At 62.8% G+C, this 17,285-nt stretch carries 15 protein-coding genes; 12 read left to right on the top strand and 3 right to left on the bottom strand.

What is annotated here, in order from left to right:
* Positions 1 to 468 precede the first annotated feature (468 nt).
* From LOL23_RS15430 to LOL23_RS15455, 6 genes are all read left to right on the top strand, one after another.
* Positions 469 to 1,470: a LacI family DNA-binding transcriptional regulator gene (locus LOL23_RS15430; RefSeq protein WP_160977255.1), complete on the top strand. Its 1,002-nt coding sequence runs from the start codon at positions 469 to 471 to the stop codon at positions 1,468 to 1,470.
* A gap of 34 nt (positions 1,471 to 1,504) precedes the next feature.
* Positions 1,505 to 2,326 carry a phosphodiesterase gene (locus LOL23_RS15435; protein WP_160977257.1) on the top strand — a complete coding sequence of 274 codons (822 nt, stop codon included), beginning with the start codon at positions 1,505 to 1,507 and terminating at the stop codon, positions 2,324 to 2,326.
* 91 nt (positions 2,327 to 2,417) lie between these two features.
* Positions 2,418 to 3,530 (top strand): ABC transporter ATP-binding protein, encoded by a 1,113-nt coding sequence (locus tag LOL23_RS15440; RefSeq protein WP_237173844.1) that lies wholly within the window; start codon positions 2,418 to 2,420, stop codon positions 3,528 to 3,530.
* Between the two features lie 43 nt (positions 3,531 to 3,573).
* Positions 3,574 to 4,869: an ABC transporter substrate-binding protein gene (locus tag LOL23_RS15445; protein WP_237173845.1), complete on the top strand. Its 1,296-nt coding sequence runs from the start codon at positions 3,574 to 3,576 to the stop codon at positions 4,867 to 4,869.
* 15 nt (positions 4,870 to 4,884) lie between these two features.
* Positions 4,885 to 5,760, top strand: a complete 876-nt coding sequence (locus LOL23_RS15450) for a carbohydrate ABC transporter permease (RefSeq protein ID WP_160977263.1) — start codon at positions 4,885 to 4,887, stop codon at positions 5,758 to 5,760.
* Entirely contained in the window at positions 5,757 to 6,563 is an 807-nt protein-coding gene (locus LOL23_RS15455; RefSeq protein ID WP_160977265.1) for a carbohydrate ABC transporter permease, read from the top strand. Before LOL23_RS15450 ends, LOL23_RS15455 begins: the two co-directional genes overlap by 4 nt.
* A 60-nt stretch (positions 6,564 to 6,623) precedes the next feature.
* Here the strand turns inward: LOL23_RS15455 and LOL23_RS15460 are convergent, their stop codons facing one another.
* Both LOL23_RS15460 and LOL23_RS15465 read right to left on the bottom strand, forming a co-directional pair.
* Positions 6,624 to 6,935, bottom strand: coding sequence for a hypothetical protein (locus LOL23_RS15460; protein ID WP_160977267.1), 312 nt, complete (start codon positions 6,933 to 6,935; stop codon positions 6,624 to 6,626).
* Positions 6,936 to 6,948: 13 nt separating this feature from the next.
* On the bottom strand, positions 6,949 to 7,293 hold the full coding sequence (locus LOL23_RS15465; RefSeq protein ID WP_160977269.1) for a DUF1840 domain-containing protein: 345 nt from the start codon (positions 7,291 to 7,293) through the stop codon (positions 6,949 to 6,951).
* Positions 7,294 to 7,612: 319 nt separating this feature from the next.
* Between LOL23_RS15465 and argS the strand changes: the two genes are divergently transcribed.
* The 6 genes from argS (at position 7,613) to LOL23_RS15495 (ending at position 15,879) form a co-directional block, all read left to right on the top strand.
* Complete coding sequence (argS, locus tag LOL23_RS15470) at positions 7,613 to 9,298, top strand: arginine--tRNA ligase (protein WP_237173846.1); 1,686 nt, start codon at positions 7,613 to 7,615, stop codon at positions 9,296 to 9,298.
* 9 nt (positions 9,299 to 9,307) lie between these two features.
* Entirely contained in the window at positions 9,308 to 10,036 is a 729-nt protein-coding gene (locus LOL23_RS15475; RefSeq protein ID WP_160977273.1) for an SPOR domain-containing protein, read from the top strand.
* Between the two features lie 61 nt (positions 10,037 to 10,097).
* Positions 10,098 to 10,730 (top strand): thiol:disulfide interchange protein DsbA/DsbL, encoded by a 633-nt coding sequence (locus LOL23_RS15480; RefSeq protein ID WP_160977275.1) that lies wholly within the window; start codon positions 10,098 to 10,100, stop codon positions 10,728 to 10,730.
* Between the two features lie 106 nt (positions 10,731 to 10,836).
* Entirely contained in the window at positions 10,837 to 12,927 is a 2,091-nt protein-coding gene (locus tag LOL23_RS15485) for a hydantoinase/oxoprolinase family protein (RefSeq protein WP_237173847.1), read from the top strand.
* 2 nt (positions 12,928 to 12,929) lie between these two features.
* Positions 12,930 to 14,639 carry a hydantoinase B/oxoprolinase family protein gene (locus LOL23_RS15490; RefSeq protein ID WP_160977279.1) on the top strand — a complete coding sequence of 570 codons (1,710 nt, stop codon included), beginning with the start codon at positions 12,930 to 12,932 and terminating at the stop codon, positions 14,637 to 14,639.
* The gene (locus tag LOL23_RS15495; protein WP_160977281.1) at positions 14,632 to 15,879 is read left to right on the top strand and encodes a pyridoxal phosphate-dependent aminotransferase; all 1,248 of its coding nucleotides are present in this window, start codon (positions 14,632 to 14,634) and stop codon (positions 15,877 to 15,879) included. Before LOL23_RS15490 ends, LOL23_RS15495 begins: the two co-directional genes overlap by 8 nt.
* A 62-nt stretch (positions 15,880 to 15,941) precedes the next feature.
* Here LOL23_RS15495 and LOL23_RS15500 read toward each other — a convergent pair whose 3' ends face one another.
* Positions 15,942 to 17,255, bottom strand: a complete 1,314-nt coding sequence (locus LOL23_RS15500; RefSeq protein ID WP_160977283.1) for a TRAP transporter large permease — start codon at positions 17,253 to 17,255, stop codon at positions 15,942 to 15,944.
* Positions 17,256 to 17,285 lie beyond the last annotated feature (30 nt).

A 17,285-nucleotide genomic window follows, 5' to 3' on the forward strand; every position in this document is an offset into this window, starting at 1 on the left:
TACATCCGCTTCGGCCACTGGTCTTGCATCCTCCGGGAACCATTCCCCACAGATGCCAAGCTTTATCCTTTCAGCACCGCGCTGTTGCATTACGCCCGAACGGTGGCGCTGGCGCGGGCCCAAGTGCCCATCGTCGCGTCCTGCGCATGTCGGCGCGCATCGGCCCAATTGCCGCCAGATCACGGTTGACCCAGTGCATAGCAGCCCGCAACCTTTCGGGCAGGTAATGGGCTTGAACGCCACTAGGCCCGGCATCGCGTTGCCAGCCACAGCCAATCAGATGACACAACCCGGGGTTTCCTGCATACGCTCGCTCTCACCGGCTCGTATACTGCGGCTAAAGCTTGGCGTGCCGATGAGCCGCGCGCCGGGCTTGCGCGCAGTTGCAGTAATCAGGCGGCAACATTTGATGCTTATGATGAAAACGTTTTCAATCCCCACCCCTCCCGGGAGAACATTGTGGACGACATGCGGCGCAAAACCCCAGTCTCGATCATCGAGATTGCACGCCAGGCAGGCGTATCGCCCGCCACAGTGTCGCGTGCCTTCAACCGCCCCGAACTCGTCCGTGACGAAACACTGACAGCCATACGTGCCGTTGCACACAACAGCGGTTTCCGGCCCAACCGTGTAGGCAGCAGCCTGCGAGCGGGCCATACACGCACCATAGGCTTGCTGCTGCCTACCCTCACAAACCCCGTATTCGCCGAATGCTTCGAAGGCGCCGAAGCCCACGCCCGAGCGGCAGGATACAGCGTCATGATGTCCACCTCAGGCTACCAGCCGCAAACCGAGGCCAGCGCTGTCCATGAGCTTCTGGACCACCGTGTGGAAGGGCTGATTCTCACGGTAGGCAACCCCGCCCGCAACCATATGCTGCGCGCACTGCGCAAACAGGGCATGCCATACATATTGGTCTACAACGAGTCGCGCACGCTGCCTTTTGTTTCAGTAAACAACAGCGCGGCAGCGGCGGCGATGGTGTCGCACCTGGCCACACTCGGGCATCGCCGCATCGGCTTCATCAGCGGCCCGCTGGCGGCGTCTGACCGCGCACGCCTGCGGCTCCAGGGGGCGCGCCGCCAGGCGAAAGTGCTTGGGCTGCCCGAGGTGCGGCACTGGATTGCGCCCAAACATACCGGCGCGCACATGGACTCACTGTATCAATTGATCAATGGCCCCGAAGCACCAACAGTGCTGTTCTGCTCCAACGATTTGTTGGCCTGTTCGGTGATCTCTCAGCTTGCAACATTGGGTCTGCGTGTCCCGAAGGATATTTCTGTATGCGGGTTCGACGGCATCAAGATCGGTAGCCTGATGACGCCCCCACTCACATCTGTGGCGCAACCCAGCCGCGAATTCGGCGCGCGCGCCTGTGCCATGCTCCTCACTAACCTGGCGGGCCATCGCCCACCTTCAATACGCTTGGCACACTGCATTGTCGAAGGAGGAACCGTTGCCGCACGCTGAAATCCTTCCAACATCCCAGCACACGAGAACCTCTATGCTGATTGCACAAATCACCGATCTGCACATACGCATGCCAGGCCAAAAAGCCTATAGGGTGGTGGAGACAGGCCAATACCTGCCGCCCGCCATCGAAGCGCTGAACAACTTGTATGTGCGGCCCGATGCCGTGATCATCAGCGGCGACCTCACCGATTTCGGCCGCCCGCAGGAATACGCGCACCTGCGCCAGATGCTCGACGCATTGAAGTGCCGGTATTTTCTGATGCCCGGCAACCACGACGCACGAGACGAGCTGAAACGCACCTTCAATGATCACGCCTACCTGCATACCGACAGCGAGTTTCTGCAGTACACCGTTGATGACTACCCGGTACGCCTGTTGATGCTCGATACAGTGGTATCGCATGAAAGCCATGGCCAGCTGTGCCCGGTGCGGCTGGCATGGCTTGCAGAGCGCTTGGCGGAACAACCGGGTCGGCCGACGATTATTGCCATGCATCACCCCCCTTTTGAAACCGGCATCGCCCATATGGATGCAATGGGGCTGCTCGAAGGCGCACCCGAGCTCGAGCGCCTGGTAGCACGCTACCCCAATATAGAGCGCATTATCTGCGGACACGTGCACCGCACGATTTTCCGGCGCTTCGGCGGAACCGTGGTATCGATCTGTCCCAGCACCGCTCACCAGATCGTCCTGGACCTGCGCCCCGACGGGCCCGACGCCTTCATCATGGAGCCGTCCGCTTTTCATTTGCATGAATGGCGCGGCGGCGCATTGATCACCCACCATGCCTACATCGGCAAGTTCGCCGGCCCCTACCCCTTTCGTGAAGAGGGTGCGTTGATCGACGAATAGCGATCCGTACCGAAGTGTGCCGCCACCACACATCAACAAACGCATCAACAAACGCATCAACAAACGCTTCGAGCAACACACCAGGAAACGCATGTCTGAGATTGTTCTTGAGTCTGTCGTGAAGCAGTACGGCGAAACACCACGCCATGCCGCGACGCCCCCGCCAGCGGTGGATCACATCAGCTTCACGCTACAGGCAGGTACGCTGAATGTACTGCTCGGCCCCTCGGGCTGCGGCAAGTCGACCACCCTGCGCATGATCGCCGGGCTGGACACCCCGACCAGCGGGCGCGTGTATATCGGCGGCCGCGATGTCACTGATCTGGCGCCCGCACAACGCAAGATCTCGATGGTGTTCCAGAGTTATGCGTTGTTTCCCCATCTCACCGTAAAGGAAAATATCCTGTTTGGCCTGCGCGTGCGCAAAGAACCGCGTACCCGCTATGCACAGCGCCTGAGCCAAGTGGCCGAACTGCTGGGGCTCACCGCGCTGCTCGAACGCAAACCGTCACAATTGTCGGGCGGGCAGCAGCAGCGTGTAGCGCTGGGCCGCGCCGTGATTTCGCAGGCGCCGGTGTGCCTGATGGATGAACCGCTGTCCAACCTAGACGCGCAACTGCGCCACGACATGCGGCGCGAGATCCGCGCGTTGCAGCAGCAGTTGGGCATCACGATGGTCTATGTAACGCATGACCAGACCGAGGCCATGAGCATGGCCGACCGCGTTGTGCTGCTGAACGCCGGCCGCATCGAACAAAACGATACGCCCGACCGCCTGTACAGCCAGCCACGCAGCACATTCGCGGCGCGCTTCATCGGCACACCGCCCATGAACCTGCTCACGCTGGACAATGCCACATGCCAGGCACTGCAAGGCTGGCTGCCCGCGGATGCGCCCATCACGCCCGCCGGCCGACTGGGTATACGGCCCGAGCATATCGAACTTGTGGCGCCCCCTGCCGCGGCTGGCGCGTGCCTGGATGCCACCGTGGAAACCGTTGAGTACTTCGGCGCCGACTCCATCGTGGTGTGCCGGATCGGCGGCAACCGAGGCGTGGCGGTGCGCGCTGCCGGCCACGTGCGTGCACAAGCCGATGAGCACATCTGCCTGCGATGGCGCCACGAGTATCTGCATTTCTTCGACGACGCCGGCCAAGTGCTACCCCGCGACGCCGGCGCGGCAAGCCCAAACGAATTGTCCTGAATCCCCTCCCACCGTACTTCTTTCTCACAAGGAAAACGACATTATGCGACGCACTGTCCTCAAAACCCTGATCATCGGCCTGGCGGGCGCCCTGAGCACCGCGCCGGCCTGGGCCCAAGCCGCACCCGTGGAACTGGAGTTCTACTATCCGGTGGCAGTGGGCGGCCCCATCACCAAAATTGTCGACGGCATGGTGGCCGACTTCGAGAAGAGCCATCCCGACATCAAGGTAAAGTCAGTCTATGCCGGCTCATACCAGGATTCAGTGGCCAAGGCCCTGACGGCGCACAAGGGCGGCAGTGCGCCGCAAGTGGCAGTGCTGCTGTCCACCGACATGTTCACGCTGATCGACGAGGGCGCGATTGTGCCCTTCGATCCGATGATCAAGACGGAGGAAGACAAAAAGTGGCTAAGCGGCTTTTACCCAGCATTCATGGCCAACAGCCAGACTGGCGGCAAGACGTGGGGCATCCCCTTCCAGCGCTCCACCATCGTCATGTACTACAACAAAGATCTGTTCAAGAAGGCAGGCCTGAACCCCGACACCCCGCCCGGCACCTGGGATGAACTGGTGCAGCAGGCGGACAAACTGACACAGCGCGGCGCCGATGGCCAGACCACGCAATGGGGCCTGGAAATTCCCTCCGGTGGCGCCTTTGCCTACTGGCTGTTCCAGGCACTCACCACACCCAATGATGTGCTGCTGATGAACCCGGAGGGCAATGAAGTCTACTTCGACAAGCCTGCCGTGATCGAGGCCGTACAGTACTGGCACGACCTGGCCTACAAGCACAAAGTGATGCCTGCCGGCACGATAGACTGGGGCACTACGCCCAAAGACTTCCTGGTGGGCAAGACGGCCATGATGTGGACCACCACCGGCAACCTGACCAATGTGCGCAAGAACGCAAGCTTCGACTTCGGCGTGGCGCCCATGCCCAAGGCCAAGCGCGGCGGCAGCCCCACCGGCGGCGGCAACTTCTACGTATTTGAATCGGCCACGCCGGCGCAGCGCGACGCCGCCTTTACGTTCGTGAAGTGGATGACCAGCCCCGAGAACGCCGCCGCCTGGAGCATTGCCACGGGCTACGTTGCCGTGTCGCCGGCAGCCTGGGAAACCGACGCCATGAAGGCCTATGTGAAGGAAGTACCGCAGGCCACCGTGGCACGCGACCAACTCAAGGTCAGCGTGGCCGAGTTTTCCACGCATGATAACCAGCGCGTCACCAAGCTGCTGAACGACAACCTGCAGGCAGTCCTCACCAACGCCAAAACGCCCGAGGAAGCCATGAAAGACGCTCAGGCACAGGCAACCCGTCTGCTGCGGCCTTACAGGTAAGGGGCCAGGCCTGCCATGAAGCCGTCGCTCCACGCCGTATATGGCTGGCTGCTCCTGCTGCCGGCCATGGTGCTCCTCGCCGCGTTCACGCACTATCCCGCCTTGGCAACGCTCTGGAACAGCATGTTTTCCACGTCCAAGGCCAACCGGCCGGCCGTATTCGTGGGCGCGGACAACTACCTGGCTATGGCCGACGATCCCGTTTTCTGGCAGGCCTTGTGGAACAACCTGCTGTATGCGGCGATCACCATTCCTGTGTCGGTAATCGTTGCGCTGGTGATGGCACTGTGGGTGAACGGCAAGCTGTCGGGGCGTGGCTTTCTGCGCATGGCCTACTTCACGCCCACCGTGCTGCCCATGGTGGCGGTGGCCAATATATGGCTGTTCTTCTACACGCCGCAATATGGGCTGCTGGATCAGGTTGGCCAGCTTTTCGGCATCAGCAACACCAACTGGCTGGGGCGGCGCGACACCGCCCTGCCCGCGTTGATGATGGTGACGATCTGGAAAGAAGCCGGTTTTTTCATGATTTTTTACTTGGCCGCCCTGCAGCAGGTACCGCCCTCACTGCGCGAGGCGGCTCTGTTGGAAGGCGCCACACGCTGGCAGTATTTCTGGCGCGTTCTGCTACCGCTGCTCATGCCCACCACGCTGTTCGTGCTGGTCAACGCGCTGATCAATGCCTTCCGCCTTGTAGACCATGTGCTGGTAATGACCAAGGGTGGACCCGACAACGCCAGCACGCTGCTGCTGTTCTATATCTATGAAGTTGGCTTCAGCTATTGGGATACCGCTTATGCGGCCACGCTGTCTGTGGTGCTGCTGGTGATCCTGTCTATCACTGCACTGGTGAAGTTTCGCTGGCTGGACCGCCGCACACACTATCAATGACCACACACACCCGACTCGACACCCTGGGCGCCTGGCTGCTGGGCCTGATCTGGTTCCTGCCGCTGGCCTATGCGGTATGGGCCGCCTTTCACCCCGGCGCCTATGCCACCCGATTCGACCTGAGCGCGCCGCTGACGCTGCGCAACTTCATCACGGCCTGGGAATCCGCGCCCTTCGGGCGCTACTTCGTGAATACCTTTGTGCTGGTGACGATGGTATTGGCGGCCCAGTTCGTGTTGTCCACCCTTGCCGCCTATGCCTTCGCGCGTTTTACCTTCCGCGGACGGGACCTGATGTTCGTGCTCGTGCTGCTGCAGCTCATGATCATGCCCGACGTGCTGATCGTTGAAAACTACCGGCTGATGACCTGGCTGGGCGTGCGTGACACAATTTTTGCCATCGGCCTGCCTTATTTTGCGTCGGCCTTCGGCATCTTTCTGCTGCGCCAGACCTTCAAGACCGTACCGCGCGAACTGGAGGAGGCCGCGCGCGTGGAAGGCGCCAACCCATGGCAGGTACTAATGAAAGTATATGTGCCGCTGGCCAAACCCATTTATGTGGCCTACGGGCTGGTATCGGTGAGCTACCACTGGAATAACTTTTTGTGGCCGTTGATCATCACGAACTCGGTTGAAACGCGACCCCTTACCGTGGGGCTGCAGGTGTTTGCCTCGACCGACCAGGGTATAGACTGGTCAGTGATCACAGCAGCGACGCTGCTTAGCGCCGCACCGCTGCTGGTGGCTTTTTTGCTGTTCCAGCGGCAGTTCGTGCAGTCGTTTATGCGGGCGGGGATACGCTAGCGGTGGCGCTAGGCCGCGCGCCCACCGCCAACGCGTGGCCGCCAGGAGAGGCCCGCAGTGCTAGAACCCGACGACGCTGCCCGGCAGATCGACCGTAATACGCGGCTTGCCCAACGCCAACGCCGCCTGCGTAGCGAATTCGTCGGCACTGCCGGCCGAAAGCGCTTCGTAGCCCATGGCGTCGGCAACGCCCAGAACCTTGTCCAGCAGCAGCACCTTGCCACTGGGGCGCAAAGGCTCGCAACCCAGCCGCAACCAGGTTGCATCGAACCAGTCGCGCGCGGCCTGGGCCTCGCCATTGCCGGCCTGGACGTCGACGCTGCGTTCGATCGACTGGCGGCTGTTGAAGATGATGGTCACAGTACTGCGCATAGTTTCCTCGCGGCTACCAAGCGGGAGCGGGTTCCCAGATGACATCCGCATCGTGCTCGAGAGACAGCCTCAGCATGGCGAGCAGCGGAAAGGCCCGGCGACGAAAACTGACCGGTTCGGCAATGGGGTGCGCCTTGGTATCGTTGTCGTCGGCGGTTTCGCCGGGATCAACTTCTTCGTCGATCGCCATGGCCTGTTCGATACCCCGTATGGCATCGGGCAATTGCTCGCGGGTGATGACGCCGCGCTCGGGCAGCGTGTCCGTGTACGGTTTGCCCGCGGCCCGCAGAATGGGCAGCGCATGTTGGGAAAACATCAACACCTCGGCAGCGGCCTTGGAATGAAAGACAACTAGCATATGAGTTTCCTTCTCTGGACACACACCACTACACTAACGCAACTTCGAGGCAGTGCCAAGAGGAGAATGCGGGAGGGCGCAGGGCGGAAAATCACGCTATCATTCAACGGCCCGGGCGGGGCGATGCCGTCGGCGGCACAGGCCATGTCCGCGCCGCCTGCGGCGTTGTAGCGTTACACTGTAGTCCGTCTTCCGGGCATCCGGCGCCGCGCCCGCGGCACGGTCAAACTTTCGCCTGGTGCCACCCCAAACGGGCCGGCCCGTCTCCCAGGCCGCTCGACGTCTCGCTTGTCATCGTTCGTTAACACTTACTTTCCTTATGCTCCCAGGGCAACAACAACAGCTCATTTCCATGATCCGGGCCGCCGTCGAGCAGCTTGTGCCGGATGCGCAGGCCAACGTCCTGCTCGAACGCCCCAAAATCGCATCGCATGGCGATGTGGCCACCAACGTTGCCATGCAGTTGGCCAAGCCGGCGCGCCGCAATCCGCGCGAGCTGGCCCAGCAGGTCGTGGACGCCGTGTTGGCCCAGCCCGAGGCCGATACGCTGATCGCCGCCGCCGAGGTCGCCGGGCCCGGCTTCATCAACTTCCGCATCACGCCAGGCGCGCGGCGTGCCGTACTCAACGCCATCCAGCAAGACGGCGCACAGTTCGGCATCCGTCCGCCCACGGGCGAGAAGCTGCTGGTCGAATTCGTCTCCGCAAACCCCACCGGCCCGCTGCACGTAGGCCACGCCCGCCAAGCCGCGCTGGGTGACGCCTTGTGCCGCCTGTTCGCCGCCCAAGGGTACGACGTCACGCGCGAGTTCTATTACAACGACGCCGGCAACCAGATCAACAACCTGGCCATCAGCGTGCAGGCGCGCGCCCGCGGCATCCTGCCAGACGCCGCCGACTTCCCGGCCGACGGCTACAAAGGCGACTACATCCTCGACATCGCCAACGATTTCATGGCGCGCAAAACGGTTCAGGCGGCCGACGGAGACTCAGTCACGGCCACCGGCGACACCGCCAACCTGGACGACATCCGTCGTTTTGCCGTAGCCTACCTGCGCCGCGAACAAGACCTCGACCTTCAGGCCTTCGGCCTGCAGTTCGACAACTACTACCTCGAAAGCTCGCTTTACACCAGCGGACGGGTCGAAAAAACCGTGCAGGCACTGGTTGCCGCGGGCCATACCTACGAAAGCGAGGGCGCGCTGTGGCTGCGCACCACCGAACTGGGAACGGGCGACGACAAAGACCGCGTGATGCGCAAGTCCGAAGGGGGTTACACCTACTTCGTGCCCGACGTGGCCTATCACGTCGCCAAATGGGAGCGCGGCTTCCATCGCGCCATCAACATCCAGGGCAGCGACCACCATGGCACGATCGCCCGTGTGCGTGCCGGCCTGCAAGGCCTCGAAATCGGCATTCCAAAAGAATTCCCCGCCTACATCCTGCACAAGATGGTCAAGGTGGTGCGCGACGGCGCCGAGGTCAAGATATCCAAGCGTGCCGGCAGCTATGTCACCATGCGCGACCTGATCGACTGGGTTGGCCGCGACGCGGTGCGCTACTTTCTGGCCCAGCGCCGCGCCGATTCCGAGTTCGTCTTCGATATCGATCTGGCTCTGTCCAAGAGCGACGAAAACCCGGTGTACTATATCCAGTACGCGCATGCCCGCATCTGCTCGATGCTGGCGCAGTCGCCCGACATGGCCGATCGCATCACTGACGCCCCACTCGAAACGCTGGTGGCGCCCACCGAGTTCGCGCTGCTGCAGCGCCTGGCCGAATACCCACAGGCCATCACCCAGGCCGCGCAAGAGCTTGCGCCTCATCACCTGGCGTTCTGGTTGCGCGATTGCGCGGCCGACTTCCATGCCTGGTACAACGCCGAGCGCGTACTGGTCGACGACGAATCCCTGAAGCTTGCGCGGCTGCGCCTGGCCCGCGCCACGGCCCAGGTAATCGCCAACGGCCTCAGTCTGCTGGGCGTATCCGCCCCCGAAAGGATGTAACCCCTCTCTATGGCTGCTAAACGTCGCAAATCCTCCAGCCCCCGCTCCGGGGGCGGCACACTGTTTGGCATACTGGTCGGCCTGATGCTGGGGCTGGTGGCCGCGGTCGGGGTCGCCCTGTTTGTCACCAAGGTGCCCATGCCTTTCGCCGACAAGGCCAGCCGCGATCCCGCCAATGTGCTGCTGCCCGACGTCAAAGACGCGCCCGACCCCAACCTGGGCCTGTACGGCAAGGGCGCCCCGGCTGGCACCGTTGCCAACGGCCAACCCGATCTGGCCACCACGCCGCTGCCGGGCCGCGATGCCGCGGTCCCACCGGTACCGGCGGGGCCCGACACCTTGGGCGAGTTGATCTCAACGCTGACCAAGAAAGAAAACACCGCGCCCGCGGTCACCCCGCGGCCCGCACCCGGGGCCGACAAGCCCGCACCCGGCACTGAAAAACCCGCACCGGGCACCGAGGCCGCGGCTGGCAAGCCAGGCAAGCCCGTTGCCGCCGCAGGCAGCCAAAGCACGTATTTCCTACAGGCTGGGGCCTTCCGCTCGGCCAGCGACGCGGAGGCGGTCATGGCGCGCATCGTCATGCTGGGGCTTCCGGCGCAGGTGCAGAAAGCACAGGTCAACGGCGCCACGGTAAATCGGGTTCGCGTCGGGCCGTTCCAGGGCATCGACGAAATGAATCGCTCGCGAGCTCGCCTGGGCGCCGAGAAAATCGAAACCTCGGTCGTACGCCCTTGAACTTGCGGCGGCCGGAACAGTCTGAACAGTTTCCACAACAACACGGATACCGTCAAACATCATGCTGCTGAAACAGATCCTGGCTCGCACCCTCGCCATTGCCACCTTGGCCGCAAGCGCCTTGCTGGCGCCCGCCGCACAAGCGGCCGACCCCTACGTAACACTGCCGCAGGCCCAGCCCTCCGACACCACCGGCAAAATCGAGGTGCTGGAGTTCTTTTCCTACAGCTGTCCGCACTGTGCCAAGCTGGAGCCCATGGTAGAGAAATGGGTGGCCACCCTGCCCAAGAACGTCGCGTTCAGGGCCGTACCCGTGGCCTTCAATGCCAGCATGAAAGACATGCAGCGTCTGTACTACACACTCGAGGCCATGAACCGCCTGGATCTGCACAGCAAAGTGTTCAATGCCATTCACAATGAGCATAAGCGCCTGTACACCAAAGACGCTATTGTTGACTGGATAACCACCCAGGGTATAGACCGCAAAGCTTTCCTTGATGTGTTCGACTCCTTCGGCATCAACGCCAAGATCTCCCGCGCCGACGAGCTCACCGAGCTGTACAAGATTGACGGTACGCCCAGCTTGGCAGTAGGCGGCAAGTATGTCACCTCGCCCAGCATGACCGGTACCTACGAAGGCACGATCGAGCAGGCCCAGAAGCTGGTGGAGCTGGCAGGGAAAACCATGAATTGACCACCTGTCATAGTGCGCCCATCATACAAGCTGTCCAGCCCGCCGTAGCGCCCGGCGCCTGCCGGTGCCGCGCGCGGGCTTCTGTTCACGCACACAGGAGCATGGATTGGCTGCACACACACGGGCGCGCGCAGGCGTAGATATCGGCGGCACATTTACCGATGTCGCTCTGGAGCTGGACGGCCAGCTCCACTCCATCAAGGTTCTGACCGATTACACTGCGCCGGAACGCGCAATTGTCGCCGGCCTGCAGCGTGCCTGCGAGGCGGCCGGCATCGGCATGGCCGATATTGGCATCATCATCCACGGCACCACCCTGGCCACCAACGCGCTGATCGCCCGCGATGGCGCGCATACTGCCTTCATCACCACCGAAGGCTTTCGCGATGTCCTGGAAATGCGAACCGAAAACCGGTTCGAACAGTACGATCTGGACATCCGGCTCCCGCCTCCTCTCATCGAACGCTGTCACCGCCATACCCTGCGCGAACGCATGGACGCCGATGGCAATGCACTCATCGCACCTGATCCGGCGGATGTTGAAGCCCTCGCGGCGCGCATCGCCGCCGGCGGCTACGAAAGCGTGGCGATCGGCTTCATGCATGCCTACGTCAATGCGGCCCACGAACAGCTTATGCGCGAAGCGCTGCTGCGGCACAATCCAGCGTTGTCGATCTCGATTTCCGCCGAAGTGTCGCCACAGATCCGCGAGTTCGAACGCTTCAATACGGTATGCGCCAATGCCTATGTGCGCCCGCGCATGGCCGCCTACCTGAATCGGCTGGTAGAAAAAATCCACGAGGCCGGGGCACAATGCCCGGTGTTCATCATGCACTCGGGAGGCGGCATCGTATCCGTGGAAAGCGCGGCACAGTTCCCGGTGCGGCTCGTAGAGTCGGGCCCTGCGGGTGGGGCGATTTTTGCCGCGCACATCGCCGACCGGTACCAACTGGATGCCGTGCTGTCTTTCGATATGGGTGGCACCACAGCCAAGATCTGCCTGATTGATCAGCGCACACCCAAGACAGCCAATACGTTCGAAGTGGCCCGCACCTACCGCTTCAAAAAAGGCAGCGGCATGCCCATTTCCATACCGGTGGTCGAAATGGTGGAAATCGGCGCTGGCGGCGGCTCCATCGCCAGCGTGGACAGTATGCGCCAAATTCGCGTCGGGCCACAAAGCGCGGGTTCGGAGCCCGGCCCCGCCTGTTACCAGCGCGGCGGCGCGCAGCCCACCGTCACCGACGCCGACCTGATGCTGGGCCGGCTGGATCCTGACAACTTTGCCGGTGGTTCGATACAGTTGTCGGCGGCGCGCGCGGAGCAGGCCGTGCGCAGCGGCATCGCCGATACGCTCGCCCTGCCGCCTCGACAGGGCGCCTTCGGCATTGCCGAAGTCGTAGACGAGAACATGAGCAACGCGGCGCGCGTGCACGCGGTGGAAAACGGCAAGGAGATCGGCAGCTACACCATGATCACCTTCGGCGGCGCAGGGCCGCTGCATGCTGCCCGCCTGTGCGAGAAAACGGGCATCAGTCGATTCATCGTGCCGCCAGGCGCAGGTGTGGGATCGGCCATCGGCTTTCTGCGGGCGCCCTTTGGCTACGAAAGCATCCGCAGCGCCAACCAGCGCCTTTCCCGTTTCGACGCCCATGCCGCTCGTGCGCTGATGACGCAGCTGCGCGACGAAGCTGTGCATTTTGCCAGCCAGGGGACGCGCGAAGGCGCGCCGGTGATCGAATCGCGGGTCTATATGCGTTATGTGGGCCAGGGTTGGGAAATCCCGGTCGCACTGCCCGAGGGCTTTGACCTGACACGCACCGACACGCTGCGCGCGCTGTTCGAGCAAACATATACGACATATTTCGGCCGGCCTATCGAGGGCTTGGATATCGAGACCATGTCCTGGTCCGTACGCGCCAGCTCGCCCCTGCCGCCCGCAACGCGGGCTACGCTCGCCGAGCCGGGCAAGGATGCGCCAGTCAGCGGAACGCGCAGCATTTTCGATGCGCGGCTGTCACAGGACGTGCAGGCTGACATCATCGAGCGTGGCCGGCTGTCGGCGGGCATGCGTGTGCAAGGGCCGGCCATCGTGGTCGAGGACGAAACATCCACGCTGGTGACCAGTGCCTTCGAAGCAATTGTCCAGCACGACGGCTGCCTGCTGGTGCAGCGCAAGCCGGCACAAGGAGCATGATTATGGCGACTGAGCAGACGCGGACAGGTGTACACACCATCCATATGCAGGTGATGTGGAACCGACTCATTTCTGTTGTGGAAGAGCAGGCATTGGCTTTGATACGCACGGCATTCAGCACCAGCGTGCGCGAAGCGGGCGACTTGTCGGCGGGGGTGTTCGACCGCCAGGGGCGCATGCTGGCGCAGGCCGTGACAGGCACGCCCGGCCACGTCAATACTATGGCCGAAGCAGTACCCAATTTCATCGACGCCATCGGCGCCGACAATATTTTCGAAGGGGACGTGTATGTCACCAACGACCCTTGGAAGGGCACCGGACACCTGCACGACTTCACGGTGGTGTCGCCGTCGTTTCGCAACAGCCGGCTGACGGGCTATTTCGCCTGCACAGCGCACGTGGTGGATGTGGGTGGGCGCGGCTTCGGGCCCGATGCCCGCGAAGTATACGAAGAAGGCATATGCGTGCCCATCATGAAGATGGCTCGGCGCGGCGAGATCAACCAAGACCTGATGCTGATGCTGCGCCACAACGTGCGTTCGGCCGACATGGTGATCGGCGATCTGTACGCCCTGGCGGCCTGCAATGACACGGGCCACGGCCGCTTGCAGGCGATGATGGACGAATTCGGGCTGGACGATCTGGAAGAGATCGGCGAATTTATCCTGACGCACAGCCTGGCTGCCACGCGTGAACGCATTGCCGCCTTGCCGCGCGGCACATACCGCAACACCATGACGCTGGATGGCTATGACGAGCATGTCACCCTGCAGGTAGAGTTGGAGGTGGCTGAAGACCACCTTATGGCGGACTTTGCCGGTACGTCGCCGGCCAGCCCCTTTGGCATCAACGTGCCGCTCTCCTATGCGCGCGCCTACTCCTGTTATGGCCTGAAGTGCGTGATCGCGCCGGATGTGCCCAACAACTCAGGCTCGTTGGCACCCTTTATGGCGAAGGCACCCGAAGGCTGCATCCTGAACGCCAAGCACCCGAGCCCGGTAGCGGTGCGACATGTACTGGGCCATTTCGTACCAGACCTGGTGTTGGGCGCACTGCATCATTTCCTCCCCGGGCGCATCCCCGCCGAAGGCAGCGGCGCGCTATGGAACATCCACGTCAGCGCGCGGCCATTGTCGCCGGACTCTGGCCTGCCACATGCAGAGATGTTGATGTTCAACAGCGGCGGCACGGGTGCGCGGCCGACCCTGGACGGCCTGTCGTCCACCGCCTTTCCGAGCGGCGTGCACTCGATGTCTGCCGAAGCCACCGAGCAGGCCGGCCCCATGATTGTGTGGCGCAAGGAGCTGCGGCCCGAATCGAGCGGCGCGGGCGAGTATCGGGGCGGCCTAGGCCAGATCATGGAACTCGGCCCCCGTGAAGGCTATTCCTTTCGCTTCAACGCTATGTTCGATCGCATCGACAACCCGGCGCGCGGACGCGCCGGCGGCAAGGCGGGGGAGCGCGGCAGCGTGCACCTGACAGACGGCACGCGCCTGCGCGGAAAAGGCACGCAATTCGTGCCGCAGGGGCAGCGCCTGGTGCTGGAGCTGCCCGGCGGCGGCGGCTTCGGCGACCCCGCAAAGCGCAGCCGCGAGGCACTGGCCAACGATTTGCGCAACGAGTATCTCAGCCCGGCCACACTGGCGCGAGACTATGGGCTGCAACCCGACGACCTTCCGATGGCAACCGTGAATGGAGTTCATCATGAATGACCGTGCCCTGGCGGGCGCGCGCAGCGATATTCAGCACGCATTCCGCCGCGCCGCGCGCATCGCCGACATTGAAGTATCCGAGATACTGCGCATTGGCGCGCTGGCGGCTCAACGTCGCGCCGCAGGCCGCCCTGTGGTTGTGCTGGGCGCCGGGGAGCCTGATTTCGACACGCCTGATCACGTCAAGGAAGCCGCTATCCGCGCCATCCAGGCGGGCGATACCAAATACACCGGACTGGAAGGCACGGCCGCACTCAAGGAAGCCATCGCGCGCAAGTTTGAACGTGAAAACGGGCTGCACTTCGCACCACAGGAAATCATGGCCAGCACCGGCGCCAAGCAGGTCCTGCACAATGCCCTGATGGCCACGCTGGATCCTGGCGACGAGGTACTGCTGCCCGCCCCATGCTGGACGTCTTACGTCGATATGGTGAAGATTGCCGGGGGTGCGCCACGCCTGATCACCTGTACCGAAGAGAACGGCTTTCGCCTGACGGCGCGGGATCTGGAGGCCGCCATTACACCGCGCACCCGCTGGCTGCTGCTCAATTCGCCATCAAACCCCACCGGCGCGGCCTATTCGGCCGACACGCTGCGCCCGCTGCTGGAAGTGCTGATGCGGCATCCCCACGTATGGCTGATGGCGGACGACATCTACGAGCATCTGCTCTACGACGGCCGCGACTTTGTCACGCCGCTGCAGTTGGAGCCGGGCCTGCGCGAGCGCACCCTGATCGTCAATGGCGTGTCCAAGGCTTATGCCATGACAGGATGGCGGCTGGGCTACGGCGCGGGGCCGCGCGCGCTCATCAGCGCCATGGCCACTGTCCAGAGCCAGAGCACCTCCAACCCCTGTTCCATTAGCCAGGCAGCGGCAGTCGCCGCCTTGGACGGCAACCAGGAAATCATTGCGCAGCGGCGCGATATTTTCCAGGAGCGCCGCGATGCGGTGGTGGAGCGCCTGAATGCCATCGAAGGCATTACCTGCAGGCGCCCTGAGGGTGCGTTCTATACCTTCTCGGGCTGCGCGGGGATGATCGGCCGCAAGACGCCGCAGGGCGCGGTGATCGACAGCGACACCGCGTTCTGTCGCTATTTGCTGGAAAGCTTCGATACAGCCGTGGTGCCGGGGAGTTGCTTTGGCCTGGCGCCCTACTTTCGCATCTCGTACGCGGCGTCGATGGCGGATATCGCACTGGCCTGCGATCGCATCGCGGCGGCTTGCGCGAGCCTGCGCTGACACCACGCTGATCGCCATGCACGCGGCCCTCGCTACAGCGGGCCTCGCGCATCGCAGGGCGATCACATGGCCGACATCCGCGACGGCAGATAGGTGGCGATGCCCGGCACCAGCGCCAGCAGAATGACGGCGAGCACCAGCAGCGCGAAGAATGGCAAGGCCGCCCGTGTGATCTGCACGATGTCGCGCCCCGTCATGGACTGCAGCACGAACAGATTGAACCCCAGCGGCGGTGTGATCTGCGCCATCTCGATCACCACGACCATGTAGACGCCAAACCAGATGAGGTCTATGCCTGCGGCCTGCACCATGGGCAGCACGACGGCGCTGCTCAGCACCAAAATGGAGATGCCTTCGAGAAAACACCCCATCACGATGAAGAACAGCGTGAGCACCACCAACAGCATGGCGGGCGACATGTTCATAGCCTGCACCTTGGCCGCCAAGGCCTGGGGGATGTTGAGAAAGGCGGCGGCTATGGACAGCGCGGCTGCGCAGGCAACGATGAAGGAGATCATGCACGAGACCTTCATCGCGGACATCAGGCTGTCCACAAAGGCGCGCCAGGTGAGTGTGCGAGAGGCGGCGGCCAATGCGAGCGCACCGATCACGCCCACCGTGGCCGCCTCGGTAGGCGTGGCGATGCCGCCATAGATGGCGCCAATGACCGCGATAATGAGGCCGGCAACCGGCAGCAGCCGACGGGAATTCCATAGTTTCTGCGCAAGTGTCAGCGGCGGATCACGCGGAGGCACCTTGCCTGGATTAAGCAGCGACCAGATCATCACGTAGCCCATGAACAGCGCGATCAGCATCAGCCCCGGCAGGATGCCGGCAATGAACAGTCGGGCCACTGACTGCTGTGCCACCACGCCGTACACGATCATGATGATGGAGGGCGGTATCATCAGCCCCAGCGTCCCCGAACCCGCCAGCGTGCCGATCATCAGGCTTTCATCGTAGCGTCGACGGCTGAGCTCAGGCAGGCTCATGCGTGCAACCGTGGCGCATGTGACCGCCGAGGAGCCCGCCACCGCCGCCATGATGCCGCAGCCCAGTACATTGACGTGCAACAGGCGCCCCGGCAACCAATTGACCCAAGGCGCCAGGCCCTTGAACATGTCCTCGGACAAGCGCGAGCGGAACAGGATTTCGCCCATCCAGATGAACAGCGGCAGCGCCGTCATGGGCCAGCCCCAACTGGCGTCCCACATCGATGAAGCCACCAGCGAGCCGACCGGCGAACTGGAGAACAACGCCAGCCCGAATACGCCAATAGCCGCCAAGGCCAGTGCAATCCATACGCCGCTGGCAAGCAGCGCAAGCAGAATGGCGAGCAGGATACCGGAAATGACAAAAGCCGAAAGCTGATCCATGGAGGATGATTCCTGAAGTCTCGTTGATAC

Origin of the sequence: Paracandidimonas lactea, assembly GCF_021653995.1 — a bacterium.
In the GTDB taxonomy this organism is placed as follows: domain Bacteria; phylum Pseudomonadota; class Gammaproteobacteria; order Burkholderiales; family Burkholderiaceae_B; genus Allopusillimonas; species Allopusillimonas lactea.